Source organism: Pantoea sp. EKM20T, assembly GCF_011800485.1.
In the GTDB taxonomy this organism is placed as follows: Bacteria; Pseudomonadota; Gammaproteobacteria; order Enterobacterales; family Enterobacteriaceae; genus Pantoea; species Pantoea agglomerans.
The window spans coordinates 78,015-103,658 of sequence record NZ_JAALFW010000003.1 but is presented as its reverse complement, the minus strand read 5'-3'; the positions used below and the strand labels follow the sequence as shown (position 1 = coordinate 103,658).

19 protein-coding genes are annotated in these 25,644 nt (G+C 59.2%); 5 read left to right on the top strand and 14 right to left on the bottom strand.

The annotated features are described in order from the left end of the window. Nucleotides 1-66: 66 nt before the first annotated feature. Complete coding sequence (locus tag HFD94_RS06405) at nt 67-1,623, bottom strand: bifunctional diguanylate cyclase/phosphodiesterase (RefSeq protein ID WP_060680065.1); 1,557 nt, start codon at nt 1,621-1,623, stop codon at nt 67-69. Between the two features lie 552 nt (nt 1,624-2,175). On the opposite strand from HFD94_RS06405, the gene HFD94_RS06400 reads away from it, so the two are divergent. The 3 genes from HFD94_RS06400 to HFD94_RS06390 all read left to right on the top strand — a co-directional run bounded on the left by HFD94_RS06400 (nt 2,176) and on the right by HFD94_RS06390 (nt 4,839). Further along, nucleotides 2,176-3,720, top strand: a complete 1,545-nt coding sequence (locus HFD94_RS06400; protein ID WP_033771601.1) for a methyl-accepting chemotaxis protein — start codon at nt 2,176-2,178, stop codon at nt 3,718-3,720. A 321-nt stretch (nt 3,721-4,041) separates the two neighbouring features. Continuing rightward, nucleotides 4,042-4,536 (top strand): MarR family winged helix-turn-helix transcriptional regulator, encoded by a 495-nt coding sequence (locus HFD94_RS06395; protein ID WP_181955349.1) that lies wholly within the window; start codon nt 4,042-4,044, stop codon nt 4,534-4,536. Nucleotides 4,537-4,638: 102 nt separating this feature from the next. Then, entirely contained in the window at nt 4,639-4,839 is a 201-nt protein-coding gene (locus tag HFD94_RS06390) for a hypothetical protein (protein ID WP_194709459.1), read from the top strand. A 276-nt stretch (nt 4,840-5,115) separates the two neighbouring features. Here the strand turns inward: HFD94_RS06390 and HFD94_RS06385 are convergent, their stop codons facing one another. The 7 genes from HFD94_RS06385 to HFD94_RS06355 all read right to left on the bottom strand — a co-directional run bounded on the left by HFD94_RS06385 (nt 5,116) and on the right by HFD94_RS06355 (nt 12,815). Further along, nucleotides 5,116-6,549, bottom strand: coding sequence for a YchO/YchP family invasin (locus HFD94_RS06385; RefSeq protein ID WP_181955348.1), 1,434 nt, complete (start codon nt 6,547-6,549; stop codon nt 5,116-5,118). 173 nt (nt 6,550-6,722) lie between these two features. Next, on the bottom strand, nt 6,723-7,520 hold the full coding sequence (locus HFD94_RS06380) for an SDR family oxidoreductase (protein ID WP_010245769.1): 798 nt from the start codon (nt 7,518-7,520) through the stop codon (nt 6,723-6,725). Between the two features lie 11 nt (nt 7,521-7,531). Next, nucleotides 7,532-8,599 (bottom strand): ABC transporter permease, encoded by a 1,068-nt coding sequence (locus tag HFD94_RS06375; RefSeq protein ID WP_167432927.1) that lies wholly within the window; start codon nt 8,597-8,599, stop codon nt 7,532-7,534. A gap of 227 nt (nt 8,600-8,826) precedes the next feature. After that, nucleotides 8,827-10,359 (bottom strand): sugar ABC transporter ATP-binding protein, encoded by a 1,533-nt coding sequence (locus HFD94_RS06370; protein WP_033757441.1) that lies wholly within the window; start codon nt 10,357-10,359, stop codon nt 8,827-8,829. 10 nt (nt 10,360-10,369) lie between these two features. Next, a complete protein-coding gene (locus HFD94_RS06365) occupies nt 10,370-10,981 on the bottom strand; it encodes a DUF2291 family protein (protein ID WP_167432999.1) in 612 nt (203 codons plus the stop codon). A 45-nt stretch (nt 10,982-11,026) separates the two neighbouring features. Further along, a complete protein-coding gene (locus HFD94_RS06360; protein ID WP_010670004.1) occupies nt 11,027-11,962 on the bottom strand; it encodes a D-ribose ABC transporter substrate-binding protein in 936 nt (311 codons plus the stop codon). Nucleotides 11,963-12,017: 55 nt separating this feature from the next. Then, the gene (locus HFD94_RS06355) at nt 12,018-12,815 is read right to left on the bottom strand and encodes a GolD/DthD family dehydrogenase (RefSeq protein WP_167432926.1); all 798 of its coding nucleotides are present in this window, start codon (nt 12,813-12,815) and stop codon (nt 12,018-12,020) included. A gap of 352 nt (nt 12,816-13,167) precedes the next feature. On the opposite strand from HFD94_RS06355, the gene HFD94_RS06350 reads away from it, so the two are divergent. After that, nucleotides 13,168-13,980 carry a DeoR/GlpR family DNA-binding transcription regulator gene (locus tag HFD94_RS06350; protein ID WP_010245789.1) on the top strand — a complete coding sequence of 271 codons (813 nt, stop codon included), beginning with the start codon at nt 13,168-13,170 and terminating at the stop codon, nt 13,978-13,980. 109 nt (nt 13,981-14,089) lie between these two features. Beyond that, nucleotides 14,090-14,443, top strand: a complete 354-nt coding sequence (locus HFD94_RS06345) for a DUF6404 family protein (protein ID WP_031292988.1) — start codon at nt 14,090-14,092, stop codon at nt 14,441-14,443. A 690-nt stretch (nt 14,444-15,133) separates the two neighbouring features. Here the strand turns inward: HFD94_RS06345 and cobA are convergent. From cobA to HFD94_RS06315, 6 genes are read right to left on the bottom strand one after another with little or no spacing between them, the layout of a single operon-like run. Continuing rightward, nucleotides 15,134-15,949 carry a uroporphyrinogen-III C-methyltransferase gene (gene cobA / locus HFD94_RS06340; RefSeq protein ID WP_167432998.1) on the bottom strand — a complete coding sequence of 272 codons (816 nt, stop codon included), beginning with the start codon at nt 15,947-15,949 and terminating at the stop codon, nt 15,134-15,136. Next, nucleotides 15,949-18,567: a nitrate reductase gene (locus tag HFD94_RS06335; protein ID WP_167432925.1), complete on the bottom strand. Its 2,619-nt coding sequence runs from the start codon at nt 18,565-18,567 to the stop codon at nt 15,949-15,951. The genes cobA and HFD94_RS06335 overlap by 1 nt, the downstream gene beginning before the upstream one ends. Beyond that, nucleotides 18,564-22,628 (bottom strand): nitrite reductase large subunit NirB, encoded by a 4,065-nt coding sequence (nirB, locus tag HFD94_RS06330; RefSeq protein ID WP_167432924.1) that lies wholly within the window; start codon nt 22,626-22,628, stop codon nt 18,564-18,566. Before nirB ends, HFD94_RS06335 begins: the two co-directional genes overlap by 4 nt. A 10-nt stretch (nt 22,629-22,638) precedes the next feature. Beyond that, complete coding sequence (locus HFD94_RS06325; RefSeq protein WP_010245808.1) at nt 22,639-23,427, bottom strand: ABC transporter ATP-binding protein; 789 nt, start codon at nt 23,425-23,427, stop codon at nt 22,639-22,641. A gap of 10 nt (nt 23,428-23,437) precedes the next feature. Next, nucleotides 23,438-24,310, bottom strand: a complete 873-nt coding sequence (gene ntrB / locus HFD94_RS06320; protein WP_010245811.1) for a nitrate ABC transporter permease — start codon at nt 24,308-24,310, stop codon at nt 23,438-23,440. An 11-nt stretch (nt 24,311-24,321) separates the two neighbouring features. Next, the gene (locus HFD94_RS06315) at nt 24,322-25,572 is read right to left on the bottom strand and encodes a CmpA/NrtA family ABC transporter substrate-binding protein (RefSeq protein ID WP_010245814.1); all 1,251 of its coding nucleotides are present in this window, start codon (nt 25,570-25,572) and stop codon (nt 24,322-24,324) included. Nucleotides 25,573-25,644 lie beyond the last annotated feature (72 nt).

Sequence of the window (25,644 nt, the reverse complement as noted above, 5' to 3'; positions counted from 1 at the left end):
GGCCCGGCTCTGACCGCCGGGCCCGTTTATTGTTTTAATCCCGGCCACAGAGAGTGTTGCGCGCTTTCAGCCCAGCGACCTGACTAAGCTAACGGCCATCGCCTCTTCCTGCATCAATTCCTCCACGTTAGCGGACGCCAGCAACGTGGTGGCCTGCCCGGCAGGAACCGGACGGCTGAAGAGATATCCCTGCCCGTAATCACAGCCGCGCTTTCTCAGCCACCTCAGCGTGGCGACATCCTCAATGCCCTCTGCAGTAATGATCACATTAAGCCCCTGACAGAGTGCCAGCAGCGTTTCCACCACTTTTCGCTGCTCAGATCCGGTCACGATTCCGGCAATAAACGTCTGGTCAATTTTGATTTTGGTAATACCCAGCCCCAGCAAAACCGACAGGTTGGAGTAGCCGGTGCCAAAATCATCCAGCACCACTCCGATACCGGCCTCTTTCAGCAGACGGATCGCCTGGCGGGCATCGTCAGAAATGGCCATGACATTCTGTTCGGTGATTTCAAGTTCCAGCATTACCGGCCCGGCATGCTGCATAATGCTGGACAAACAGCTGGTCAGCGACGGTCTCAGCAACTGCTCCGGGGTAATGTTCAGCGACAGGCAGAGCCCGGCTGGCCATGCCCGGGTTGCACTGACAGCATCCTGCAGCAGCGCCACGGTCATGCTGTCCATCAACCCCAGCCGCTCCACCACTGGCAGAAACTCTGCAGGCGAAACCGTCTGACCGGACGCAGTGATCCAGCGCGCCAGTATCTCAAAGCCGGTAATGTTACCGGTGCGCAGTGAAACCAGCGGCTGCAGAAAGGGAACGATGGCGTGACCGCTTACAGCGGCAACAACCTCCTGCTCCAGCCTTTCCCGCTGGCGAAAGCGCAGCTCCATGTCCGGGGAGAATCGAGCCAGACAGGCGCACTTATCCTGCTTGGCCTCGTACAACGCCAGATCCGCCGCCCGCACGACATCAGCCTGACCCGTGCAGGCTGAGCTGGCAATGCCTGCTGAAAGGCTCAGGAAGGTGTGCGGACCGGTCCGGATGGATGCCGCATGCTGGCAGAAGCTTTCGGCGGCGGCCAGTGCCTGCTCTGCCTGTGAAGCCTGGGCAACAATGGCAAATTCATCCCCGCCGATGCGAAACACCTGACTCCCGGTACCCGCCGAGGTGGTCAACAGATTGGCCAGCGCGACCAGCGTGGCGTCGCCCTGACGATGACCGTTCAGGTCATTGATATTCTTAAAGTCATTGATGTCGAGCAGCGTCAGGGTGTAGGGCGTCCCGTCGGCATCAAGCGCAGCAATATGTGCAGTGAACGATCGGCGGTTCATGACTCCCGTCAGCGCATCAGTTCCGGCCAGCCTGAGCGCATTTTTTTCCGCACGCAGCGTGTTGCGGATCAGACCCGCGATAAGAAGCGCCGGAATAATCATTGCCAGTCCGGCAAACGAGGTGGAGGTCAGGATAAACCGCAGCCGCTCACTGGTTTCAAAATCGGGATCATAGCTCAGGCCCAGCAGGCTGGAGATCCACGCCTCGAGCCCGAATTCCCACAGCGTGGAGAGTAAAATGATGGTCGCAATATTCAGCATTGCGAGCCAGAAAAGTTTCAGGCGCATGCGTTAGTTCCCGGTGATGGAAAGTGTCAGAGTTTTGTTTTAATTTTCAGTAAAAAACCGGGGCGTACATCTCATTCAATGTCTGCTAAGCTGCCGACAATTATCACCCCTCCGCTATTTTTACTCATCGCATTCGCACGTTCTCACTCGCCTTACGGCAGTGAGGCAGACGTTCTGCGGAGCCCGATGCGTGTCGGTTACGTCATCAATGTCGAATAGTGTTCTATCGGCAGCAGCAGCCAGATTAACAGGCCCGTCCGGTTAAATTTGTGCATTCCGGTGTTTTTAACCGGTTACGCTGCTGGCGTATCGCGCCGCTGAACAGCGCGAAAAGGCGCACACTCGCCAGACGATAAAAAGCGATTTATCAGGATATTGGCCGGGTTTTCGTTATCAATTCCGTTACGATTTTTGTGGCATAACGAGGTGGGTATACGTGCAGTTTTTAATTTCGTTAAATTAAATAGCGAACAATTTAGTTAAACGTAACTCTCCAGAAGTTCTCTCGCCTGCCGATACCGATTTACCCAATGAACTCTTTCGGAACGAGAGATGAAAATTTCAACGCGCCTTAGCGCAGGTTTTGGCTTGCTTATTCTGCTGTTTATTATCTGTACCGGCACCGCGATTCACGCCCTGGATAGCGCTCGCGATGGTATGGACGAGGTGGTTAATGTCCGTTTGAAAAAGTACCAGACGGTGCTGGATATGCGCGGTGGCGTGCGGGATATGGCAATCGCGGTGCGTAACCTTGCTCTGCTGACCGATCCCGTTGCCATGAAGCCAGAATGGGAACGTCTGCAAAAACAGCGCGCGCTCTACATCAGCAACCGCGAAGTACTCTCAGGCATGATGCAGACCGACCCCGGACAGGCAGGACGGGAGGCGATGAGCAGAATCGAGTCCACTGAAGAAGCCGCTCTCTCCACGCTGATGACCGCCGGGAAACTGGGGATGGAAAATCGTCAGCAGGAGGTCACCGACTATCTGTTAAAGGTGGCGCGTCCGGCTCAGCAGAGCCTGCTGAAGGCGATAAACGATCTGACCGAGCTTGAGATGCGCAGCAGCCGGGATGCGGTAGTGGATAACGGCATCGCTATCGCCCGCACCACCTGGATACTGATCATCCTGGCGGTGCTCTCCGTGCTGGCTGCCGTCGTCACCTGCGCGTTTATTGTGCGGATACTGATGCGCCAGCTGGGCGGCGAACCGGTGCAGGCTCAGACGCTGGCTGCTGCGATTGCCGCCGGTGATCTCACCTCGCCGGTCACGCTGCGCCGTGGCGACAGCACCAGTCTGCTTGCGTCGCTCAGCGGCATGCAGACCAACCTGCGCGAACTGGTTACGCAGATCAAAGGGGCATCCGCCTCGGTGGCGCTGGCGGCCGATGAGATTTCGCAGGGCAATACCGAGCTTTCATCCCGTACCGAGCAGCAGGCTGCTGCGTTGCAGGAAACGGCCGCCAGCATGGAGCAGCTCACCGCCACGGTAAAAAGCAACGCCGCGGGCGCGCAGCAGACTGCCGGTTCAGCGCGCGAGGCCGCCACCCTGGCCCAGGCGGGCGAAGCAGATGTCCAGCGCCTGTCAGAAACCATGCATGACATTTCACTGAGTGCCGTTCGGGTGCGCGATATTACCTCGGTGATTGAAGGCATCGCTTTCCAGACCAATATTCTGGCGCTCAACGCCGCCGTCGAAGCCGCGCGCGCCGGTGAAGAGGGCCGCGGATTTGCCGTGGTCGCGGGTGAAGTCCGCTCACTGGCCCAGCGCAGCGCCACCGCAGCACGCGACATTAAGCAGCTGATTGAGCAGGCCGTGACGCAGGTCGAGGATGGCGTGACCGTAGCGGCCGGAACGGGTGAGCGCATCCTGAAGATTGTCAGCCGCGTCGGTGAACTGGCCGATGCTATGGACAACCTCTCCCTCTCCTCCGGTGAACAGATGCAGGGCATCTCCCAGGTCAGTATTGCGGTGAGTCAGATGGATGGCGTCACGCAGAATAACGCCGCGCTGGTGGAAGAGTCCTCTTCTGCATCGCAGTCACTGCTGGCCCAGGCGCGCGACCTGCGCGGTATGGTAGAGACCTTCACCGTATAAGCCGTATCGGCGGGCGGCTTCAGCCTGGGTTAAATGCTGAAATTGTCCTGCCGATCTTAGCTGCGTTGCACCCGGCGCACGTTGTGCGCAAGGGTTGCGACCGGTTATGTTGACTTCAATTTAATTTGACTCAATACTGTGCCGACTTTCAATCGGCGGCGCAGCTAAAGGCTTTTTCTCCCGCTGCGATAGCGCTTAAAAGTCTGGTGTCTTACACCAGAAAGAGATGCTGCCGAAATCAACATCTCCCCGAGATACTATTCGCGAGACTTCACGGCTGACCAACAGCCTGGGGTCTGGCTGTCCCACCCCGGACTCAGAATGAGTAAAGATATGAATGACGAACCCGCGGGGATCTCCGATACGCCTCCCGCCAGTGCAGCGCCTGAAACCATCGACCAGTTTCTCTGCTTTGCGCTCTATTCCGCCTCACTTGCCATGACAAAGCTCTATCAGTCGCGGTTAAAACCGCTGGGTCTGACCTATCCGCAATATCTGGTGCTGCTGGTGCTGTGGGAGAAAGATCGCCTGACCGTCTCTGATATTGGTGCACGCGTCCGGCTTGATTCCGGCACGCTCAGCCAGCTTCTGAAGCGGCTTGAAAGCGCGGGCATTATCTGCCGCCAGCGTGACACGGGAAATGATGAGCGCCGGGTACTGATCTCCCTGACAGAACGGGGCCACCAGCTTAAAGTCGCGGCGGCTGGCGTCCCGGCTGATATGATCTCGGTGATGGATACCGCCTGTAGTGAACTCGGTGAGCTGACAACCCAGGTGGCAACGCTGCGTGAAAAGCTGCTTAAGGCCCTGCCATGATGCTGGCTTATAAAAAACCTGTGACCAGGCTGATAAAGCTGAATCGCCTGAGTGTTACCTCTTCAGGTGCTATTCAACAGAACGGTTGCGCTGGAGTTTCTATTGAGTACCGATAAACCGGCAGATATGGCTGACGTCCATGCCGTTGTAGGGCAGGCCGTGTCGAGCCTGCTGAAGTCAGGCAAGACGGCAGGCTTACAGGACATAATTGCATTCCTGCAGCATCAGCAGGCACGGTCGGTAAACGGTCAGCGAGAGGTCTACGCCAGAGCGGTGCGTATTGTGATGAGCATGGTTAACTGATAACCGGGCCGCTGCGCTAAACGGCGGCGCTGCCCGCGCCTTCTTAATATCAATACCCTGCCCGCTGCGCAGCGTCGTTCCTGCTTTCACCCGGCGATTCCCGCTCTCATTTCAGGATCAATAGTGATGTCACTCTGCCGCACCCGCGCCTTCGTCATCCCGACAACTTATCTCTGCCAGTAACCGCTGTCGGGCCTGCAGACGTTAACAACAGCGTCTGCACACCACCACCGCTATTAACTCCCCCTATCCTTTCTGTGCAGTAAAGCATTCCTGCTAAAGTGTGGTGCCGCCGGGTGCCATCAAATCATAACGATCGTTCTGCGGGGCCTCGCCCACGGTCATCGGTGGCTGAATTTTCAGGGTGATCCAGTTAGAGGTCACACGCTGCTGCTTGCTATCCTCCAGCGTTACCGACAGGCGATATTCGTTGCTGGCGTCTGGCGACGGATCCCATTGCGGTAAGATCACACTCCAGCCCTGCGGATCGGCGTTATTGGCCGGAGGTGTCAGGCTCAGCGCCTGCGTATCGCCCTGCCAGCTTACCGCCTTGATAGCATTGCTGGCGCGCACCTGCAGCTTCAGCGGCAGACTCTCGCCACTGCTTAACTGCCAGGGCGGGGTTGCCAGAAACACGGACAGCGTTTTGCGCTGACGGAAGGCGAGCACCGGCGTATCGCTGCGGGTGACGGTATCGTAACGGCTGCCGCGCAGAGAGTGCGCCTCCGCGACGTTTCCGGCATCGAGCTGACGTCGCAGCGCCACGCCAAAGCGATAGTTGAGTTTCAGCCCCAGCTGATCCTGACTCTCACCGGCACTGCTGGTTTTATGGGTAGCGGACAGCGTCACCAGCGGCACGGGAGTGTAAGAGAGGCCAAACGACATGGCGGAGGGATTGTGATAGCGGTTGCCGCTGTTAAACAGATCGACATTCTCACCCAGATATTGCTGATAGCTCACCGAAACGCCCAGCTGACGATAAAAGGGCAGATAGCTCTGGCTGGTAATATCGTAGCCGCGCGCCATGCGCTGCTGCTGCGAATCGCCCAGATTTTTCCAGCCGGAAAGCGGCTGATAGTAGTTGGCCGAGAAGCGCATTGAATCGCTCCACGCTTCCGTGCCCACAGAGGCGCGTTGCAGGCCGCTGCTGAACACGCGGTCAACAAAGCCGTTGTAACCCAGCAGCCAGTCACCGGCATCCCAGCGTTGCCCCAGTCCTGCATTGCCAACCAGGCCATCGCCGGTATCGTGCAGACCAAGCTGGCTGAAGGTGAGCCGGCTGTTTTCGTCGGCCAGTGCGCTGAAGAGATCGCCGCCGGTGCCGGTAAAGTTTCCGTTCATGTCGACTTTCAGATCCAGCTGCGCGGTGCCGTAAGGGGAAAGCAGTGACTGCCCTTCGCTCTCAACCCGATCGGCCACTTCATCGCGCAGATGATTGAACGCCCAGACGCCCGCCTGCTGACCAAACGTGACATTGCTGTCGCTGTTGTTACTCGCTTCACCGATACTTTTGGCCACGGCCGCCAGCTTTTTGCTCCACTCTTCATCCTGATCGCTGGCACCGCCGAGCGTCGGCAGCGACTGACTGTAGCGCGCAGGATTGTCGAATGGCGTCTCTGACACCGCTGTTTCAGTCTGGAAGGCGCGGGCGCTCTGCGTGGCAGTCAGCGACAGCGCAATCAAAGAGAGAACCCCTGTTTTCCGTATCATGTCACCCGGCACATTGATTAGTTCGTAGCTGCAATTAAACAAAAATCATCAGCTATTACCTTAACATATTGTGACGGCGATGCAGGACAGCAGCGGCGAATTGTGCATATAACAGAAAAGTCCGGGTCAGAAAAAGGCCTGCGTTTACAGCAGGCCTGCGATCTCTCACCGCATCAGGAGAAGATCAACCCGCCATCCACATTGATGGTCTGCCCGGTGATGTATCGCGCATCCTCTGATGCCAGAAACGCCACCAGTCCGGCGACATCTTCCGGCTGACCGGCACGCTTCAGCGGAATATTTTTCACCCACTCCGCCATCAGCTCCCCTTTACCGTAGGTTTTCTCCTCGCTGCTGAGGATCTCGCCCCAGACGCGATCGTTGTAATCCCACATCTCACTCTCAATGATGCCAGGGCAAAAAGCGTTGACCGTAATGTTCCACGGCGCCAGCTCCAGCGCCAGACTCTGGGTAATGCCTATCACCCCCATTTTGCTGGCGGCGTAGTGCGGCGTGTAAATAAAGCCCTGTCGTCCCTGCCCCGATGAGGTGTTGATCAGGCTGCCACTGCGCTGCTGCACCATATATTTCGCCGCTTCACGGCAGCAAAGCCAGACGCCGGTGGTGTTAACCGCCAGAATCCGCTCAAAGTCGCTTTTCGGCATGGTGTCGAAGCGGTCGATGGTGATCACGCCCGCATTCTGTATCGAGACGTCGATCTGACCAAAGCGTTCAAAGGCCTGCTGATAGAGCTGCTGCACCGCAGCTTCATCCGTGATATCGACCTGCAGCGCCAGAATCTCACTGCCATACTGCTGCTGAAGCTGGTCGGCTGTAGCGAACACCCGGTCAGCATTCGACACCATCACCAGCCTGGCCCCGTCGCGAGCGAAACGCGCCGCGATCCCGGCCCCGATGCCACGACAGGCACCGGTTATCACCACTGTTTTTCCACGTTGTTCGCGGCTCATAATCGCTCCTGTTAACTGTGACGAACATCAGTAAGGGGGGCTGCCTGCTGCTTTTTTTCATGGCGACGCAGCAGCACCACTTTGCTTTGCAGACGTTGCTGGAACTGGTCGATGACTACCGCAGTCACAATCACCAGACCTTTGATCACCATCTGCCAGAAATCGCTGACGCCCATCATCACCATGCCATCCGCAAGGAAGACGATAACGAAAGCGCCAATAATCGAGCCGGAAACCCGGCCACGTCCGCCCGCCAGCGCCGTGCCGCCCAGCACGGTGGCACCAATGGCATCCATCTCAAACATGTTGCCGGTCATCGGGTGCGCGGTCTGCAACTGAGAGGCCACCACCAACCCGACGAGTCCCGCGCAAAGGCCGGAAAAGGCGTAGACAAAGACTTTCACCTTGATAATCGGCACGCCCGCCAGTCGCGCGGCGGACTCATTGCCGCCAATGGCGTAGATATAACGACCCAGCGGGGTTTTGCGCGTCAGGTAGAGGCCGAGCAGTAAAAAGCCGAGCATCAGCCAGATTGGCAGATAAACGCCCAGTACGGTGCCGGAGCCGAGCAGCGAAAAGCCGGTGTTGCCCAGCGCGGACACTCCCACCAGGTTGGCGTAGGTGCCGCCGTCGTTGAACAGCAACGCCGCACCGCGCGCCACATACATCATGCCCAGGGTGCAGATAAAGGGTGCGACGCCCAGTCGGGTAATCACCGTGCCGTTAATCAGTCCTACCAGCACGCCAAAGATGGCCACCACCAGAATCACTTCAGGCACGTTGAGAAACAGCGTATTGCCGCCCCACAACGGGATGCCATTGGTGAGCAGTGCGCCCGCCACCATGCCGCAGATTCCGGCGACCGCACCCACCGAGAGATCGATACCGCCGGTCAGGATCACCAGCGTCATACCAATGGCCAGCAGGCCGGTAATCGCCACGTGCTGCGTCATGATCAGCAGGTTAGAGGGGGTGAGAAAGTTCGGCACCATCACGCTGAAAAAGCCGACCACAATCAGCAACGCAATAAAGGTGCGGGCCTTGAGCAGGTACATATAGAGCAGATATTTTTGGTTCATGAAATTCTCCGGCCAGCTTAGAGCCTGGCCCGCCAGGCGTAATGGTTTCAGGCAGTCTGGACACGGACAGCGCGGAACAACCGGCACGTACACGCAGTACGTCAGGATTACTCGCTGTGCTCGCCCCTTCAGGGCCGCCCTGACGGGCGTTCAGGTTGCTAAAGCAGCCTGTGTGACCACTGCCCAGGTTCAGACGGACAAATAAAATAGCCTGATGGGTCAGGCTCTTAATCCTGCGGGGTTGATGCCGCAATCAGATGTTCTCGCGTCGCCGCTGCGCGCGGCAGATCGGCAGTAATCCGGCCATCGGCCATCACTAAAATGCGGTCCGCCAGCGCCATCACCTCATCCAGTTCAGACGAGGAGAACATCACTGCCAGCCCCTGCTGTGCCAGACTGCCAATCAGGTGATAGACGTCGGTTTTGGCACCCACGTCGATACCGCGCGTTGGCTCATCCAGCAGCACCACCTGTGGCCCGGTCATCAGCGCTTTACCCAGCACCACCTTCTGCTGATTACCGCCGCTCAGCGCCGTAACCGGCAGGTCGGGATCGCTGACTTTAATCGCCAGATGGCCGATCATCTCACTGACCCGCTGCTGCTCCCTGGCAGGATTCAACAGCCCCAGCGCACGTCGAAAACCGCGCAGGCTGAAGTCAGAGAGCGTCATGTTGGCGGTGACCGACATCAGTTCAATCACCCCTTCGCCTTTGCGATCTTCGGGCACCAGCGCTATGCCACTTTTCAGCCGCTGCTGGAAGCTGCGCTTCGCCAGATCCCTGCCCGCTAAACGTACCCGGCCCGACTGACAGGGCATCAGGCCAATCAGCCCCTTAAACAGCTCGGTGCGTCCGGCCCCCAGCAGGCCATAAATGCCGATCACCTCGCCTTTGCGCAGCGTAAAACTGACGTCATTAAGCTTGTAACCGCCGTTCTGATGCAGCGCAGTCAGGCCCTCTACCTCCAGCACCGTTTCCCCCTGTGGCGCAGGCTGATAGTCGAACTGCTTTTTCTTGTCACCCACCATCTGGGCGATAATCCACGGCACGCTGGCGTCCCGTACCTCGCGCTCACTGATAAAACGGCCATCGCGGAAAATGGTGATGTGATCGCCAATCTCCATCAGCTCTTCCAGCCGGTGAGAAATGTAGATAATGGTGACCCCACGCCGCTTAAGCTGATCGATGACGTTAAACAGCACTTTCACTTCAGACTGGCTCAGGGCGCTGGTCGGTTCATCCATGATCAGCACCCGGGTATCCTTCGACAGCGCCCGGGCGATCTCCACCAGCTGCTGATGACCAATACCCAGCTCACCCAGCGGCGCGTAAGGATCGACATCCAGCTGCAGCCGCTCCAGCAGCGACTTTGCCAGTGCGTACTGATACTTTTCATTGATCACCCCGCGCTGGAAATACTCATTGGCGATAAAGATGTTGTCCATCACGTTCATGTTGGGAAACAGATTCAGCTCCTGAAAAATGATGCTGATCCCCTGCTTCTCCGCCTGATGCGTGGAGTTCAGCGACACCACCTTGCCATCCAGCAGAATCTCGCCCGAGGACGGCGTCTCTACACCCGCCAGCATCTTCATCATGGTGGACTTACCGGCGCCGTTCTCACCGATCAGCACGTTAACTTTATTGCGGTAGACCCGATAACTGACCTGATCGAGCGCGGTCACGCCGGGATAAAGACGCGACACGTTGCGCGTTTCGATAATCACGTCGCCGGACTGTTGCGGTTGAGGATTTTGCATCTGCCGCTCCTTATTGCCGGTTGATCGCAGCCGGAGTGATATCCGGCAGCTGCTGCGGAATGTCCCAGCTGCTGAACACGCCGGAAACCCTCACTTTATCGCCCACCTTCGGCGCAAACTGCTGCATCAGAGTGGAGGCGTGCTGGTTAATCGCCTTGCCGTAATCACCAAACAGCACCTGGTCATTGAAGTCCTGATAGCTCACGCCTTTGTAGACATCCCGCAAAGCGGTGCCACGAATGATTGGCCCTACCTGAATTGTGACACTGTCACCTAAATCATCTTTCACGGTCATTTTTCCACTGCGTGACGTGGTATTTACGGCGGTCACCTCGCCGCTAACCGAGACGCTGAAGACACAGGGATTCTCAGCCTGACTGCGATAGCCGTAGCTCTGACAGGCGCTGTCGAAGTCTTTAGCAGACTGCAGCGACTTCATCAGCGTCGCCAGCGGTTTAGCCTCTGCCTGAACCTGTGGCACCAGTTTCTGCTGCCAGAGCTGGTCGATGTTCGCCATTTTCGGATTGGGGGGATTTTTCAGGGCAGCCAGCTCCTGCTGCGACACAATTTTGCAACCGCTTAACAGCAAGACCACCAGCGTCAGCCAGACTCTTCGGGACATCATCTTCTCCCTGGCGCCCGCTTTCGCAGGCGCGACAGCGTTTAATTACGACTTGTAGTTAAAGTCCTGTACACCTTTAGCGTTTTCCGGGGTAATCAGAATGCCGCGGAACATCACCCGCTGTTTTTCCGGCTTCACGCCCTTCTGAATGAAGTTATCGAGATCGGTCACCCCTTCAGCGGCAATCGCCTGCGCCTGCAACATGACCGTGGCTTTCAGCGTGCCCGCTTTCACTGCATCGCGTTCGTCGTTGCTGCCATCAATCCCCACCACGATGACATCGTTGCGACCGGCCGCCTTCAGCGCGGCTATGGCGCCCAGCGCCACCGGGCCGTTACCGCAGATCACCCCTTTCACATCCGGATGCGCCTGAAGGATGCTGTCCATAATGCGCTTGCCGTCGATCAGCGTGCCTTTGGCATCCTGACGCGCCACGCTCTGCATATCAGGATACTGATCCAGCACCTGATGGAACGATTTCGAGCGTGTCACGCAGTTGTTATCCGCCAGGTTACAGGCGAGTTCGGCGTATTTGCCCTTTTCGCCCATCTTTTCAACAAAGACGTTGGCAACGTCTGAACCTGCCTGGAAGTTGTTGTGGGTGATCTGCGCCAGCGCCACGTCATCCACCGGGATTTCGCGGTTGATCAGCACCACCGGGATCCCGGCATCTTTGGCTTTTTTAATCGCCGCCACGCTGGCGGTGGAGTCGGCGTTATCCAGCACGATACCCTGTACTTTTTTACCGATAGCGGCGTCGATTAGTTCGCTCTGTTTCTTAACATCTTCGCCGTGCGACAGCACCGTCGTTTTGTAACCCAGCTCCTGTGCTTTGAGATTGGCGCCTTTGGCTTCGGAGGCGTAGTAGGGATTATCGAGTGAGTTAACCAGAATCATAATGGTGCCCTTTTCGGCGGCAAACGCCGCCTGCGAAACCAGACAGGCAGCCACGGCAGTGCACAGCAAGGTACGGTTTTTCATGATGTTCTCTCTTATCGTTATGGCAGGGTATGAATTCCCGGGTGCTGGATTGGCCTTACCAGATGGTAAAGCCCCCATCGATCATCAAATCGGCGCCAGTGATCATGTCGCTGCCGTTGCTGGTGAAAAACAGCACCGCAGCGGCGATCTCATCGGTATAGGCAAAGCGACCGAGCGGAATCAGCTTCTTCATCTGCTCGCCCTTCTCGCCGCGCCAGGCCTTTTCGCCCATCGGCGTCAGCACCACGGTGGGCGACAGGGTGTTAACGTTGATGCGATGCGGGGCAAACTCTTTGGCCATCACTTTGGTCATGCCCAGCAGGCCCGCTTTGGCTGAGGTGTAGGCGACATGGTTGTCGATAGCGATGGATGCCGCCTGGGAGGCGATATTAATAATTTTGCCGCCCGCACCGGCACGGATCATCAGCCGTGCGGCGGCCTGTGAGCAGAGAAAAGGCCCGGTGAGATTCACCGCAATTTGCTTCTGCCACTCGGCAAAATCGGTCTCGATCACCGGCTGCAGCATCACGTAGCCTGCGCAGTTCACCAGGATATCGATCCGGCCATAGTGGGAAACCACATCGTCAAAAGCCTGTTCAACCGACGCGGGATCGGTAACGTCACAGCAGACAAACTGCACCCGCTCGACGGGGAAATCTGCCCTCAGGCTGGCCACCTTCTCTGCTTCAAACGGCGGATAGAGTAGTGCCAGACTCGCGCCCTTCTCCAGCAACATGCCATTGGTCGCCATCGCGATACCGCCCAGCCCGCCGGTCACGACGGCCACTTTGCCGGCCAGATTCATTGCGGTATCCACGCCGTAGCGCAGGTTTACGTCATATTCACCACTCATCCCACTCTTCCCCTCAGATTTTTGCCGATGCCGTTGACTCACTCATTTTCGAACAAAAATATAAGCTATCGAAAAGAAATGTTGTGTGGAGCAGATCAAATTTCGACCATCTGCCCTGCAAAGCGGCTTATCTGATTGAAAAGACGTGATCTGGCTTCCAGTCCCGAAATAAAGGCAGCTGGTTGCAATCCGGAAAGCGTGAGAGATTCAATAACCTGCACATTTTATATTTTCGTTCGAAAACCAAAGGCAGATCAGGCTATCTCGCATTCATAAAAATGGCGCGTTAAACTCAGCCACAAAGACCTTGTTCGCCCGACTTCTCAGGTTATTGGAAAAGGGAGCATTTCGATTGAAAAGCAAAAGTGAGCAGTTCGCTGACATGCAGCAACGCCGCGAGAAAATTCTGGAGATGATCCGTGAGGATGGCACGGTCACGGTTAAAGCTTTGACGGAGACCTTTGGACTGACCGAAGCCACCTTACGCAGCGACCTTCGCATGCTGCAAAAACAGGGCTTTGTGCAGCGCTACCATGGTGGCGCGACGCTGATGACGGGCAAACAGAATACCGGGGCGATGCTGCTGGAGCGGCAGACACATCTGGAAGAGAAAGAGGCGATTGGCCGACTGGCGGCGCAGCATATCGAAAATGGCGACACGGTGATTTTCGATTCCGGCACCACGACCACCGCGATCACCGATGCCATCAGCCACATCCGCCGCCTGTCGGTCGTGACAACCGCGGTGAATATCGCCCTGAAACTGGGCGGCGAGCCGGGGATCAACATCCTGCTGACCGGCGGTACCTTTAAATTTCCGACGCTCTCTACCTCCGGCGAAAAGGCGGCCAGCTTCTTCGAAAACGTGCTGGCCGGTAAACTCTTCCTGGCGACCGCCTGCATCTCGCCACGTCTGGGCCTGAGCTTCCCCAGTGAAACCGACATCAAGGTAAAGCTGGCGATGATTAAATCTGCCAGCACGGTTTACGTGGTCGCTGACTCCAGCAAAATCGACAAGGTTTCGATGTTCGCGCTGCCCTGTGACTGGAGCAATATCCACTACCTGATCACCGACAGCGGCATCAGCACTGCGCAGGTAAAAGCGTTTGAAGCACTAGGCGTGAAAGTGCTGGTGGCCCCGCTGCCGCTGAAGCGGGCGATGTAATGCTTGTTGAAACAACATCGATTCAGCCACTCGCTGTCATCAGACAGCCACAGGATTAAGTTACGCTCCAGAGCGAATGCTAAGCAGGGATGTAACGGATGATAAAACGATGAAAAACGAGATTTTCGAGCGCAGGAAAGCGCGGGCTTTAGCCCTGATGGCAGCGAAGAAAATATGGCCGAGTAACTCTGCTCCGCCATTACATCGTTTGTTATGGAAAATGAATATCCATCTTCCACCCCCGAGTTTCACTCCTTTCTGGCTCAATCTTGTGGTGTTTGCCAGCATGTACACGCTTATGATGCCACTGCTGCTCTTATTGCCTTCTCTTCCGGGCGTGTCTGACGACAACTATTCGCTGATACCCAATCTGATCGCAGGTCTGTTCTTCGGTACGACAATGGCACTGTTTCACGCATATCGAAAAAAGGTTCACAACCTGCCTGTGTGGGAGGAGCTTTAAAGCCAGCTAAAGCTCCATCGTCTTTTATACAGTGCACCTGCACGATGGTGCCTCCACTGTAAGCACGCACTATCGCTAATCGTGCAGGTAAGGCCTGCCTGAAGAGCAAAGTGTGCGAGCCAGGGATGGCGAGCCCAGTCCGCAGGGATGCGGGATCCCTTTGCGATCAGGCAGGCCTTTCCTGCACGACGCACCGTCTTACCAACCCTCACCTGCCTTCCCACACTGGACTGCTCTTTTCGTCCTGCTCGGGCACTTCCACTCTCATCAACCGCACTCAATCCAGATCTGATCCCAAAAAAAACCGCACCGCCGCCAGCCGGGCAGGAAGGGCCTGCCTGAAGAGCAAAGTGTGCAAGCCAGGGATGGCGAGCCCAGTCTGCAGGGATGCGTGATCCCTTTGCGATCAGGCAGGCCTTTCCTGCACGCCGCACCGTCTTGCCGCACCGTTCCGGCCTTACCACCAAGACATACGCCCACTCAATCCAGACCTGATCCCGCAAAACCCCGCACCAATGCCAACAGTGCAGGTAAGCCCTGCCTGAAGAGCAAAGTGTGCGAGCCAGGGATGGCGAGCCCAGTCCGCAGGGATGCGGGATCCCTTTGCGATCAGGCAGGTCTTACATGCACGCCGCACCGTCTTGCCACACCGTTCCTGCCTGCCAGCAAAAGCCCGCACCTGCAGCCCCGTCACCCCACCGCCTGCACCTGCATCCCCACCTGCAAATCCGCCCGATAAAACCGCACCACTTCACCCACCATCAGCAACGACGGAGACACCGGCGTATCCCGCGCCACCGTCTCCGCTAATCCCCCCAGCGTGGTAATCAACACCCGCTGATCGGGCCGGGTCCCATTCTCAATAATCGCCACCGGCGTCTCTGCATCACGTCCCTGCGCCTGCAACTGCGCACTGATCGACGCACTCCAGCTCAACCCCATATAAAACACCAGCGTCTGATTCACCGCCGTCAGCGCAGCCGCCTCCAGCTGCGGCTCGCCGTTCCGCCCATGGCCGGTAATCAACCGCAAAGACTGCGCGCAATCCCGATGTGTCAACGGAATTCCGCTGGCTGCCGCACAGCCCACAGCCGCCGTAATCCCTGGCACGACCTCACAGCGAATCCCGGCCTGCTGCACGCTCACCATCTCCTCGCCTCCGCGACCAAAAACAAACGGATCGCCCCCCTTCAGCCGGATTACATTGCGTCCACTGCGCGCCAGTTCCACCAGCAACTGATTAATCTGCGCCTGCTTCAGACCATGCTGCCCCGGCTGCTTACCCACATCAATACACAACGCCTGCTCCGGCACCTCCGCCATCACCGCGTCACTCACCAGCCGGTCATATACCACCACCTCAGCACGCTGCAGCAACCGCAACGCCTTAACGGTCAGCAGTTCCACATCGCCAGGGCCCGCACCCACCAGCCACACCGCGCCCTGTTGCGACACGGCATCCACCGGGGCCAGTAACTTATCCAGAGAATCAATTGCTCGTGTCATCATTCCTCCGACATCACTTCGGACAGCAACAACTGCTTCAGCTCCGGAATACAGGAGCCGCACTGCGTGCCGCACTTTAGCTTTTCGCCCAACGCCTGAGTTGTACGACACCCCTGCGCCACCGCCTGTAAAATCGTCTGCTCACCCACCGCCATACAACTGCAAATAATCCGTCCCGTGGCCGCGCCCTGCGCGGGCTGTCCTGCCAGTACACTGTGCCGCCCTGCCGCATCCTGCGGCGCATGACTAAAGGCCTCGGCGACCCACGCACTATCAATCGACGGCAACACGGAGCCGGCATAAAACGCCAGCTGCAACTCGCCGTCACGCCATGCCAGCAACCGGTAATCATTGCCGCTGCCGGTCGCAACCTGCCTGTGACAGCCTGAAAGAACAACCTGCCCGTCCAGCCAGACCTGCGGCGAGCCCTCGCCCGCCACCGCATAACGCTGCACCGCCGGATAGGGGGTACGCGCCCAGTAACGCAACCCTGTGGGCTGCGCTATCTCGCGCTGCCATAGCCAGCCCTGCCAGCTCACCCTCAACGGCAGAATCCGCACCGACGTCTGCTTCAGCGCGGGCTGCCCCGAAAACGGACAGGCGCGGGCGGCCACCAGTAAATCGACGTGACTCTGCTGACTGAACTGCCGGTTCCAGTGCATCGGCACAAACAGCTCGCCGCGCCGCATCCCGGCATCGACACGCACCCGCACGCTAATCCAGCCCTGAACAGACTGCACCCGCGCCAGTCCGCCCGCCGTCACGCCATACGTTGCCGCATCCGCCGGATGCAGCGCGACAAACGGTTCATCGCAATGCTGCATCAGACGCGGCACCAGCCCGGTACGCGTCATGGTGTGCCACTGATCGCGCACCCGTCCGGTATTCATCAACAACGGATACGCCGGTTCGCGCGGGGCGACAACCGGCGTGGCCGGCACCCGCAACCGGGCCTTACCATCCGGATGAAAAAACCGACGATTGCCAAACAGCCGGGCGCAGCCCTGCGGACAGGCCGCGTTAACCGGCCACTGCACCGGACGCAGCGCATCCCAGTCAGCATTACTCAATTGCGCCAGGCCGCTGATATCAAACGCCCTGGCGCCCCGGTTCTCGAAACCTGACAACGCCGCATGCTCACGGAAAATCTCTGCCGGATGCTGCCAGTTAAAGCCTTCATCAAACCCTAAACGCCTGGCCACCTGCGACAGCAACCACCAGTCAGGCCGGGCGTCACCGGGTGCGGCGGCAAAAGCGCGCTGACGTGAAATACGCCGCTCGGAATTGGTCACCGTGCCGTTCTTCTCGCCCCACCCCTGGGCGGGCAGCAGAATATTGGCAAAGGCGCTGGTATCGGTCTGCGCCATCACATCTGATACAATCACCAGCGGACAGGCCGCCAGCGCCTGCGCGACGCGGTTGCCCTCAGGCATCGACACCGCCGGATTGGTGCCCATAATCCACACTGCTTTCACCGTGCCATCCGCCAGTGCCCGGAAAAGATCCAGTGCAGTCAGTCCCGGTTCCCGGGCAATGGCCGGACTGCGCCAGAAACGCTGCACCCGTTCGCAATCCGCTTCAGTAAAATTCATATGCGCCGCCAGCTGATTCGCCAGGCCACCCACCTCCCGTCCGCCCATGGCATTTGGCTGTCCGGTCAGCGAAAAAGGACCACAGCCCGCGCGGCCTATTTTGCCCGTCAGCAGATGCAGATTAAGAATCGCCTGGTTATTGTCGCTGCCGGTGGCGGACTGATTAATCCCCATGCACCATAGCGTCAGCACCCGATCGTGCTGGCTGAAAAGCTGGAAAAAGTGCGCGACCTGCTGCACGGTTAAGTCACATGCCTCTGCCACTCGCGCCACACCCCACTGCGCTGCGGCGGTCAGCGTCTCGTCCACACCATTCAGGTGCGGCAACATGCTGGCATCAATGCCATCCTGCTGCGCCAGCCAGTGCAGCAGACCGGAAAACAACGCCGTATCGCTGCCGGGCCGCAACGGCAGGTGGAGATCGGCCTGATCGCAACTCGCCGTACGCCGCGGATCGATAACGACAATACACATCGCCGGACGTTGCAGCTTCGCCTGCATCAGCCGCTGCCACACCACCGGATGCGCCCAGGCAGCATTAGACCCCACCAGCAGCACCAGGTCGGCCTGCTCCAGATCCTCATAGCAGCAGGGCACCGCATCGGCCCCCAGCGCCCGCTTATAACCGACCACCGCCGACGCCATGCAGAGACGCGAATTCGTATCGATGTTGGCTGCACCGATGTAGCCCTTCATCAGCTTATTGGCGACGTAGTAATCCTCGGTCAACAGCTGGCCGGAGCCGTAAAACGCCACCGCCTGCGGGCCATACTGATCGATAACCGCCCGCAATCCCGCCGCCACCGCATCCAGCGCAGCGTCCAGGCTGACGCGCTGCCCGTTAACCTCGGCGTTCAGCAAACGCCCTTGCGGCGTCAGGGTCTGGCCCAGCGCTGCGCCTTTTACGCACAACCGACCTGCATTCGCGGGATGGTGCGGATCGCCGATCACGGTTGCCTGATGCGCCCCCTGCGGGGTGACGCAGACGCCACAGCCGACGCCGCAATAGGGACAGGTACTGTTCATGATGCCTGCGCCAGCTGATCCAGCGGACGATTTGCCAGCCAGATCTGACCCGCTTCCAACTTCACCGGCCAGCAGCGCAGCTGATGCTGCGGGTTATCCAGGCTCTGTCCGTCACGCAACCGTATCCGCTGCTTATAGAGCGGGGAGATCACCACCGGCTCGCCGCCCACATCGCCAAGGATCCCACGTGAGAGCACGCTGGCGTCGCTGCCGGGTTCGCGGTCTTCCAGCGCAAAAAGCGCATCGCCAAAGCGGAACAGCGCAACACGTTCGCTACCCAGTCGCGCCCCGATCCCCGCCTGCTGAGGAATCGCCTCCAGTGTACACACCGCGCTCCACGGCTCGGCTGGCGGCGGTAACAGCGGACGATCGGTAACGGCCTCCGGCTGACGCTGACCGCGCACCCGGCTGTAGTGCAGCGTCTCATCCGGGCGATCGCTGTTGACCGTAGGGGTAAACAGCGCAAGTCGTGAAGGATCCGCCAGCGTGGTCTGCCACTCGCACTGATACGCGTCCACCACCCGCTGCATCTCCTGCTCCAGCGTCTCGCCCAGACCGAGGCTATCCTCAATCACCACCTGACGCAGATAGTCCAGGCCGCCTTCCAGATTGTCCATCCAGACGCTGGTGCGCTGCAGCCTGTCTGCGGTGCGGATATAGAACATCAGCAGGCGGTCGACATAACGCAGCAGCGTGGCATCATCGAGATCGCTGGCGAACAGGTCGGCGTGGCGCGGCTTCATGCCGCCATTGCCACACACATAGAGATTCCAGCCCTTTTCCGTGGCGATCACCCCGATATCTTTGCTCTGCGCTTCCGCACATTCGCGGGTACAGCCCGATACCGCCATCTTGATCTTGTGTGGGGCGCGCAGCCCCTTGTAGCGGTTCTCCAGCGCAATGGCGAAAGCGGTTGAATCCTGCACGCCGTAGCGGCACCAGGTCGACCCCACACAGGACTTCACAGTGCGCAGCGACTTGCCGTAGGCGTGACCGGTTTCAAAACCCGCCGCCAGTAGCGTCTGCCAGATATCAGGCAGTTGATCGAGCCGCGCGCCAAACAGGTCGATACGCTGACCGCCGGTGATTTTGGTGTAAAGATCGTAACGCGCCGCCACCTCGCCAATCGCGATCAACCCCTGCGGCGTGATTTCGCCCGCCGGGACGCGCGGCACCACCGAATAGGTGCCATCTTTCTGGATATTGGCGAAATAGCGGTCGTTGGTGTCCTGCAACGGCAGATGCGCCGGTTTTAGCAGATAGTCGTTCCAGCATGAGGCGAGCAGTGACGCCACCAGCGGTTTGCACACTTCACAACCCTGCCCCCGACCATGTGACGTCAGCAGCGCATCAAAGGTTCTGAACTCACCGGCCCGCACCAGGTGATAAAGTTCCTGGCGCGAATAGCTGAAATGTTCACAGATATCTTTTTTTACCTCGACACCGAGGTTTTCCAGCTCAAACTCCATCACCTGTTTTACCAGTGCCGCACAGCCGCCGCAGCCCGTAGCCGCTTTGGTGCAGCTTTTGATGCTGCTCATCTCACCGCATCCGCCTTTCACCGCCGCGCAGATTTCGCCCTTGCTGACGTTGTGACAGGAGCAGACCTGGGCGCTGTCAGGCAACGCCGCGACGCCTGGCGCTTTCGGCGCCCCCGACAGCGCAGGCAGGATAAGGCTTTCTGGCGCGGCAGGCAGCGGTAACTCATTGAGCATCATCTGCAGCAGCGTGGCGTAGTCGCTGCTGTCACCGACCAGCACGCCGCCCAGCAGCCGGGTGCTGTCGGCAGAAACCACGATTTTCTTGTAGATGCCTTTTGGCCCGTCGGTCCAGTGATAGTGCTGACTGCCCGGCGTGCGGCCATGCGCGTCACCAAACGACGCCACCTCCACCCCCAGCAGTTTCAGTCTGGTACTCATGTCCGCGCCGCTGAAGGCGGTGGATTCAGCCGCCAGATGCCCGGCCAGCACGCGTGCCATCTGATAGCCTGGCGCGACCAGACCGAAGATCTGACCGTTCCACAATGCGCATTCACCAATGGCAAACACCTCTTCATCGCTGGTCTGGCAGCGATCGTTAATCTCAATGCCGCCGCGCGGTCCCAGCGTCAGGCCCGCTTCACGTGCCAGCTCATCGCGCGGCCGGATACCGGCGGAGAACAGCACCAGATCGCCGGGTAAACTGCTGCCGTCAGCAAAGCGCAGCACCACGCTACCGTTGGTCTGACGCTCAATCAGTTCGGTCTGTTTTGAGGTGTGAACCGTGACGCCCAGCGCATCGATCTTCTGGCGCAGCATCAGCGCACCGCCCTCATCGAGCTGCACTGCCATCAGGCGTGGCGCAAACTCCACCACATGCGTTTCCAGCCCGAGCTGCCGCAGCGCATTTGCCGCCTCCAGACCCAGCAGGCCGCCGCCAATCACAATGCCGCGCTGGCTATTGCGGGCGCAGGCGGCAATGGCATCAAGGTCGTCCAGCGTGCGGTAGACAAAGCAGCGTTCGTCGTCGTGGCCCGGTACCGGCGGTACAAAAGCACGCGAGCCGGTGGCCAGCACCAGCTTATCCCACGCCAGCTCATTGCCCGCGCTGTCACGCAGACTGCGCTGCTGACGATCGATCGCTACGACTGCGCAGCCGCTGCGCAGTTCGATGCCGTGCAGGGTAAAAAAGTCCGCGCTGACCAGCGACAGATCGTCGGCCGTTTTGCCGTTGAAATAGTCCGACAGATGCACCCGATCGTAAGCCTGCTGACGCTCCTCGCCGTAAACCACCATGTGGTAGTGCTGATGCAGTTCGCGGGCAACCAGCTGTTCAAGAAAGTGGTGACTGACCATGCCGTGACCCACCACGGCTAATACCGGTTTACTCATCTCAGGACTCTCTGCAGCCTGCGGCTGCGGTTCAGGTTGACGGGAATCGAACAGGGCTTCGAGCGTGACAGCTTCGGTGTGCAGCAGACGCGCCAGCAGCGCGGGACCCTGCCGGGTGTCGCCAGAGAGCAATACGCCACAGAGGCGGCCCTGACGAAGAAACAGACGGCGGTAGTCGCCGGAGATCGGATCAAAACTGCTGATGGAGGGTGCCTCACTGACATCCCCGGCGCTGAACAGCGAAATGCCACTGACTTTGAGCCGCGTCGCCTGCGGCTGGCTGACAAAATCCGCCAGTGGCGACCCCGCCAGCTGTGCGGCCAGAATCTGCGCCTGCGTCAGGCAGGGTGCGACCAGGCCAAAGGTTTCGCCGGCAATTTCGCAGCACTCGCCTACGGCGTACACCGACGGGACCGCTGTGCGTAACTGCCCATCGACCAGAATGCCGCGCTGACACGGCAGACCCGCTGCCTGCGCCAGCGTTATCTCCGGCTGAACGCCGATGGCAATCACCACCTGCGTGGCGGCGCAGTGACGACCGCTGGTCAGCGTCACACCCGCCTCGTCAATCGCCGTGAGTCCGCTGTTCAGCACGCAGCGAATACCGCGCTGCTGGAGTGCCGTCAGCAACAGCTCGCCCGCCTTTGCATCCAGCTGGCGATCCAGCAGCCAGGGTTTGTGATGAACCAGCGTAACCTCACGCCCACGGGCACAGAGTGCCGCCGCCGCTTCAATGCCGAGAAAACCACCGCCCAACACCACCACCGGTCCCTGGCACGCCAGGAGTTGCCGGACGTCGGCGATACTGCGAAAACCCAGTACGCAATCCGCGTTGATGCCGGGAATGGCGGGCAAACGGGGCTGTGAACCGGTGGCAAACACCAGCCGATCCCAGCCCAGCTGGCGATAATCGGTCTGCACTGTACGTGCCGCCAGATCGACCTGCAGCACGGTTTCGCCGGATAGCAGCGTGACGCCGTGCCGCTCATACCAGTCGCGATCGTGGATCAGCGTTTCACTGAACGGCGTTTCACCCGCCAGCACCGGCGAGAGCAGCACACGGTTGTAATTGCCGTGCGGCTCGCGGCCAATGACCGTGATGGCGAAGCGCTGCGGTGCACGTTGCAGCAGGCTCTCCACCATCTGCATTCCCGCCATGCCATTACCTATCACCAGCAACCGTTGCTTCATGGTCTGTTCCTTACGCCGCAGTCGTCTGTTTTTCATAGAGGAAATGCAGCACTTTCTGTCGCAACTGGTGGTAGCGCGGCTCATCCGCCAGCGCCACCCGTGAACGCGGACGTGGCAGATCGACAGTGAGGATCTCGCCAACCTGCGCCGCCGGGCCGTTAGTCATCATCAGCACCCGGTCTGACAGCAGCACGGCTTCATCCACGTCATGGGTAATCAGCACGATGGTGGTGTTCAGCTCCTGCTGAATGCGCATCACGCTGTCCTGCAGATGAGCGCGGGTTAAGGCGTCCAGCGCGCCAAACGGCTCATCCAGCAGCAGCACGCGTGGCTTCATCGCCAGCGCCCGCGCAATACCGACGCGTTGCTTCATACCGCCGGATATTTCGCCGGGCCGCTTGTGCATGGCATGGCTCATCTGCACCCGGTTAAGGTTGTGCTCGATCCAGTCACGCATCTCCGCTTTGCTGAAGCGCCCTTTAAACACCTGTTGCACCGCCAGCTCGACATTCTGAAATGCCGTCAGCCACGGCAGCAGCGAATGGTTCTGAAACACCACCGCGCGCTCCGGGCCGGGGCCGGTGATTTCGCGGTTATCACACAGCAGCACGCCGCTGCTGGGCCGGGTTAAACCGGCAATCAGGTTCAGCAGCGTCGATTTGCCGCAGCCGGAGTGGCCGATCAGGCTCAGGGTTTCCCCTTCGTGAATATCAAAACTGACATTGTCCAGCGCCAGAAACTCGCCGCTGGCGGTGGCAAAACGCTGGCTGACCTGCTGGACGCGAATGATCTGTTGCATCGTGCTCTCCTTATTTATCCCAGCTAAAACGACGGACCAGCAGCATCAGCCCCTGTTCCAGCAGCAGCCCGATTACGCCGATGACCAGAATGGCGACCAGAATGTTTTCCACGTTGAGGTTGTTCCACTCATTCCAGATCCAGAAGCCGATGCCCAGTCCGCCGGTCAGCATTTCGGCGGCGACGATCACCAGCCAGGCGATGCCGATAGAGAGACGGACCCCGGTCAGCACCGCGGGCAGCACGGCGGGCAGCAGGATCCGGCGCATCACCGTCCACTCAGAGAGCTGTAACACCCGCGCCACGTTGAGGTAATCCTGCGGGATACGCTGTACCCCTTCGGCGGTGTTGATGATCATTGGCCAGATCGAACAGATAAAAATGGTCCAGCTGGCGGCAGGCTCGGCGCGCTGAAACAGCAGCAGGCCAATCGGCAGCCAGGCCAGCGGACTCACCGGCCGCAGCAGGGCGATGACGGGATTGAACATCTGCGCCATAAAGCTAAAGCGACCGATTAAAAAGCCCGCCGGAATGCCGACCAGCGCGGCCAGGCCGAATCCAATGCCGACGCGTTGCAGCGACGCCAGCACGTTCCAGCCGATGCCCTGATCGTTGGGGCCGTTGCTGTAGAACGGGTCAGCGAACAGGACCTGAGCGGCCTGCCAGGTGGCGTAAGGCGAAGGGAAACCCGGTTGCGACAGCGCCGCGATCTGCCACACCAGCAGCATTAATAACAGGCCACCGGTGGCGGGAATGGCGCGCTGCAACAGCGGACGCAGACGCGCCGGACGGGCTGCGGCTTTCGGGGTGACCTGTAACGGAATAACGGTGGCACTGTTGTGACTCTGCACCGGCTGCGCCAGGGCGCGCGCGTCAGTTTTCATAGCAACCTCTCTTAACGTTTGATAGCGAAACTGGCGGCATAGGCGGCAGGATCGCTGCCATCCCAGACCTTGCCGTCGATGAAGGTACTGCTGCGCATTTCACTGGCGGGCAGTGCAACCTGTCCGACCGCGCTGGCGGCCTGTTTGTAGATGTCGATGCGGTTGATCTGGCGCGCCACCGCGAGGTAGTCGGGATCGCTGGCAAGCAGGCCCCAGCGTTTCATCTGGGTCAGGAACCACATGCCGTCTGAGAGCCAGGGAAAACTGACGTTGCCGTTGTCAAAGAAGCGCATCGGGTGAGCGTCCTGCCACGACTGCCCCAGGCCGTTCTGATACTGACCGAGCATCCGACCCTGTAACGTCTCCACTTTGGTATTGATCCAGGCGCGGCCGGCTAACACCTGCGCGGTTTCGCGGCGGTTGTCGTCCGAGGCATCAATCCAGCGCGCGGCCTCCAGCACAGCGGCGGTGAGTGCACGGGCCGTGTTGGGGTTCTCTTTCACCCACTCTGCGCGGGTGCCGAGCACTTTTTCCGGATGCTCCGGCCAGATCTGCTGGCTGGTGGCGGCGGTAAAACCGATGTTGTCGCTGATGGCGCGCTGGTTCCACGGCTCACCAACGCAGAAGCCGCTCATGTTGCCAATTTTCATGTTCATCACCATCTGCGGCGGCGGCACGACCACGGTGCGCACGTCATCAAACGGGTGGATGCCCGCATTGGCGAGCCAGTAATAGAGCCACATGGCATGGGTGCTGGTCGGAAAGGTATGGGCGAAGGTAAAGCTGCCTTTGGCGCTGCCATCAATGGCCTTTTTCAGGCTGGCCGCATCGGTGACCCCACTGGCTTTCAGCTGGTTCGACAGGGTGATCGCCTGGCCGTTATGGTTGAGCGTCATCAGGTTCGCCATGTCGTGCTGCGGACCCGCTACGCCCAGTTGCAGGGCGTAGATCATGCCGTAGAGCACATGCGCCGCATCCAGCTCACCGGAGGTCAGTTTGTCGCGCACCGCCGCCCAGCTCGCCTCTTTGCTGACCTGCAATGTGAGACCATACTTTTTGTCGAAGCCTTTCACAGAGGCCATCACCACCGGCGCGCAGTCAGTGAGCGGGATAAAGCCGACCCGCACCTGCGCTTTTTCTGGCGCATCTGATCCCGCTGCCCAGACCGCATTTCGTAATCCCGGAACGATCCAGGCCGCACCCAGCGCGGCGCCGGAGATCAGCGCCTGACGTCGTGTCAGTGAAAATGGCGTTTTGCTCATCTTGTTGCCCCTGAACAGAAATAAAAAAAGGCGTCCTCCGACAAGCCGAAGCCTGCGGATGGACGCCTTTAT

What these genes read in the sequence shown, in the direction of transcription:
- HFD94_RS06360 (WP_010670004.1), bottom strand. Translation starts at nt 11,962, where the DNA reads ATGAAAAACCGTACCTTGCTGTGCACTGCCGTGGCTGCCTGTCTGGTT.
- HFD94_RS06345 (WP_031292988.1), top strand. Translation starts at nt 14,090, where the DNA reads ATGAAAAACGAGATTTTCGAGCGCAGGAAAGCGCGGGCTTTAGCCCTG.
- HFD94_RS06365 (WP_167432999.1), bottom strand. Translation starts at nt 10,981, where the DNA reads ATGTCCCGAAGAGTCTGGCTGACGCTGGTGGTCTTGCTGTTAAGCGGT.
- ntrB (WP_010245811.1), bottom strand. Translation starts at nt 24,310, where the DNA reads ATGAAAACTGACGCGCGCGCCCTGGCGCAGCCGGTGCAGAGTCACAAC.
- HFD94_RS06370 (WP_033757441.1), bottom strand. Translation starts at nt 10,359, where the DNA reads ATGCAAAATCCTCAACCGCAACAGTCCGGCGACGTGATTATCGAAACG.
- HFD94_RS06335 (WP_167432925.1), bottom strand. Translation starts at nt 18,567, where the DNA reads ATGAACAGTACCTGTCCCTATTGCGGCGTCGGCTGTGGCGTCTGCGTC.
- HFD94_RS06380 (WP_010245769.1), bottom strand. Translation starts at nt 7,520, where the DNA reads ATGAGCCGCGAACAACGTGGAAAAACAGTGGTGATAACCGGTGCCTGT.
- cobA (WP_167432998.1), bottom strand. Translation starts at nt 15,949, where the DNA reads ATGACACGAGCAATTGATTCTCTGGATAAGTTACTGGCCCCGGTGGAT.
- HFD94_RS06315 (WP_010245814.1), bottom strand. Translation starts at nt 25,572, where the DNA reads ATGAGCAAAACGCCATTTTCACTGACACGACGTCAGGCGCTGATCTCC.
- HFD94_RS06405 (WP_060680065.1), bottom strand. Translation starts at nt 1,623, where the DNA reads ATGCGCCTGAAACTTTTCTGGCTCGCAATGCTGAATATTGCGACCATC.
- HFD94_RS06400 (WP_033771601.1), top strand. Translation starts at nt 2,176, where the DNA reads ATGAAAATTTCAACGCGCCTTAGCGCAGGTTTTGGCTTGCTTATTCTG.
- HFD94_RS06385 (WP_181955348.1), bottom strand. Translation starts at nt 6,549, where the DNA reads ATGATACGGAAAACAGGGGTTCTCTCTTTGATTGCGCTGTCGCTGACT.
- nirB (WP_167432924.1), bottom strand. Translation starts at nt 22,628, where the DNA reads ATGAAGCAACGGTTGCTGGTGATAGGTAATGGCATGGCGGGAATGCAG.
- HFD94_RS06355 (WP_167432926.1), bottom strand. Translation starts at nt 12,815, where the DNA reads ATGAGTGGTGAATATGACGTAAACCTGCGCTACGGCGTGGATACCGCA.
- HFD94_RS06325 (WP_010245808.1), bottom strand. Translation starts at nt 23,427, where the DNA reads ATGCAACAGATCATTCGCGTCCAGCAGGTCAGCCAGCGTTTTGCCACC.
- HFD94_RS06375 (WP_167432927.1), bottom strand. Translation starts at nt 8,599, where the DNA reads ATGAACCAAAAATATCTGCTCTATATGTACCTGCTCAAGGCCCGCACC.
- HFD94_RS06395 (WP_181955349.1), top strand. Translation starts at nt 4,042, where the DNA reads ATGAGTAAAGATATGAATGACGAACCCGCGGGGATCTCCGATACGCCT.